Source organism: Thiolapillus sp. (genome assembly GCF_048562965.1).
Lineage (GTDB): Bacteria > Pseudomonadota > Gammaproteobacteria > Chromatiales > Chromatiaceae > Thiolapillus > Thiolapillus brandeum_A.
In genome coordinates this window covers 1-1181 of the sequence record NZ_JBHNMF010000886.1, presented here as the reverse complement: position 1 = coordinate 1181, position 1181 = coordinate 1, and the positions used below count along the sequence as shown (strand labels likewise).

Annotated in this window: 2 protein-coding genes; one reads left to right on the top strand and one right to left on the bottom strand. The window is 54.4% G+C overall.

Annotated features, from left to right (window positions below):
- The coding region (locus ACOCD2_RS20890; protein ID WP_419626040.1) for a hypothetical protein at positions 1-679 on the top strand (679 nt) is incomplete at its 5' end.
- Here ACOCD2_RS20890 and ACOCD2_RS20885 read toward each other — a convergent pair.
- A partial coding sequence (locus ACOCD2_RS20885; RefSeq protein WP_293681633.1) for a hypothetical protein occupies positions 676-1181 on the bottom strand: 506 nt, incomplete at its 5' end. The genes ACOCD2_RS20890 and ACOCD2_RS20885 overlap by 4 nt on opposite strands.

The following is a 1181-nucleotide window of genomic DNA, read 5'->3' as shown; positions in this document are numbered from 1 at the left end:
AGATTCAAGAACAGGAATGTCGAAGAAGAAGATATGCATCGCATCCTCCACCAGTTGGCTCGTTCGGGGGAGATCACGCCGGCGGATCTGTATCATCAATTACGCCAACATCAACGGCTCAGACCGGAACAACTGGGCGCCGCTATATACCCGCAACCTCTTGGAGCTCGACGGGCAGAGCGCCATTATCGTGCTCGACAATGGCGGCTGCGTATTCCACCCCAACGTGACCACGGTTTCCATCATCGTGACCGCCGATTCCAAGGAAAACCCTGGAATCGGTCACGTTGGGGTGGAATACGCACCCCCGCCTTTTCAGGCGAGGGAACAAGATCATATTCAAGCGTGTCTTCGACCTCGTGATAGATTTTGGGACATCCCAGTCCCCATAATCGACCCGGCCTTTGACAACCTATTTGTGCCCCAGCCGTCCTGGTCACCCAGCACTACGCAACAACTTCGCAAGCTCCTTGCTGCTCCGTACTTGCCTCCCAATGACTGGACGCCGCGTTCGGAGGCCTACTTTGTTTTCCCTCTGGCGCAAGGCACGCCGGGAAAACAGTGCGGCCTCGCGGCTACTGGGGTCTACCAGCCTTCGCTTCGCTCTCCATGGCTGGCAGCGTGTTTTGGTTTAAGGCCAAACACTTTCTTGAAGGCCGTATGCTTTACCTCCACCTAGGAACGCGGCAGATCGCCATTGACCTCAAGGGCGCGGTAGATCTTGGCGACCAGATTTTTATCGATCACTTTAGCGGTCAGCATCTTTTTCAAAACTTCGTGGCAGTGAAAAACGGGGAGCTCGAAATCTTCCGCCAGCTTGTGCATGCCAAGATCATCGGTAGCGACCATGGCTTGACGCACCTGACCGAAGGCAAGACAAAAACAGTCAGTAGGAGACGGCGGCGAACGACCGAGAGTGGTGTAGTCTGCCGCATGCGCCAATGCATGCTGGCGTAGCACGCTTTTCATTGCGGTAATCTGGGCTTTTTCATCTTGGCTTAGGCGGACGCGTTTGGCCAGCCGTTCCTGCTGCAGTGGAGGATCATCGAACCAAGGAAAATACTCCTGTAAACGCGCGCTACGGTGAACTTCGTCTTCAACATCTTTCAGAATGGTAAGCACATAGCCTTTTTGCCCAAAACGAATACCCAGAAGCGGCTTGATACGCTTTGCCAATCGCA